This window comes from Agathobacter sp. LCP21S3_B2 (assembly GCF_052118705.1).
Taxonomy (GTDB): domain Bacteria; phylum Bacillota; class Clostridia; order Lachnospirales; family Lachnospiraceae; genus Roseburia.
Genome location: NZ_JBQKGQ010000046.1, coordinates 1 through 1146, shown reverse-complemented (window position 1 = coordinate 1146; position 1146 = coordinate 1). Strand labels below are relative to the sequence as shown.

1 protein-coding gene is annotated in these 1146 nt (G+C 34.3%); it reads left to right on the top strand.

Going from position 1 to position 1146, the window contains the following annotated elements; all coding sequences use genetic code 11:
• The first annotated feature begins 69 nt into the window (after positions 1–69).
• Positions 70–1116, top strand: a complete 1047-nt coding sequence (locus tag ACTQ1L_RS15200) for an IS630 family transposase (RefSeq protein ID WP_441368089.1) — start codon at positions 70–72, stop codon at positions 1114–1116.
• The last annotated feature ends 30 nt before the right edge of the window (positions 1117–1146 follow it).

The window sequence follows — 1146 nt, the reverse complement described above, 5'->3', positions numbered from 1 at the left end:
TATTACTTTGGCTATTAAATAACACAACTTATAGTATGAATTTGTGATTGTTTCTGATATAATGGACGTATGGAAAAAATAAATCTTACATCAGTAAATTCAGAAACTCGAGAAATAATCAAAAAGCAGGTTGTTTCCATGCTTAAAAAGGGTAAAAAACATACAGAGATTGCCGAAACCGTAGGAATTTCAAAATATGCCGTTGATCGTATTTCAAGTATGTATAAAAGAAAGGGTACATCATATATCAAGGAGAAAAAACGCGGTCGTAAATTTGGCGAAAAGCGTCAGCTTACTCCAGAACAGGAAAAAGAGATTCAACGCATCATTATTGATAAATGCCCAAATCAGTTGAAGCTGAGTTTTATGCTTTGGACTCGTGCTGCTGTTTGTCAGCTTATCAAAGACAAGTATGGAATTACCATTACCCTTCGCAATATGAGTGAATACCTTAAGCGTTGGGGCATGACGTGTCAACGCCCGACAAAAAAGGCATATTTTCAAGACAATGTCAAACTCAACAAATTTATGCATGAAACATATCCGGCAATTGTAGAACAGGCAAAGAAAGAGGATGCTGAAATATATTGGGGTGATGAAACGGGTATCAATAATCAGGCTTATCATGTAAAAGGCTATTCCCCAAAAGGCAAGACTCCAGAGATAGCATCGTTCAATAAAATCGAAAAAATAAACATGATTTCAGCAATTACTAACCATGGAACCTGTCGCTTTATGTGTTACGAAGAAAATATGACACAGCAGCTTTTTATTAATTTCATGGATCGTCTTATAAAAGATGCCGATCGAAAAGTACTTTTTATCGTGGACAATCTTAAGGTACATCATGGAAAAATTGTTAAGGAATGGCTAGAGAATCATAAGAATGAAATAGAATTATTCTTTACTTCACCATATTCCCCGGAAATCAATCCTGATGAATATCTTAACCATAATTTAAAGCAGAATGTTCATAGTGGAATAATTCCACACACAAAGGAACAGATACGAAAGAAAACAGAAAATTTTATGCATGGACTACAGGAGAATAAGGAACAGGTAACTTGTTTGTTTAAGCATAGCAAGCTGAAATATATTGAAATATATGGCTGTTAAATATTGTGATATTTAACAGCCGAAGTAATA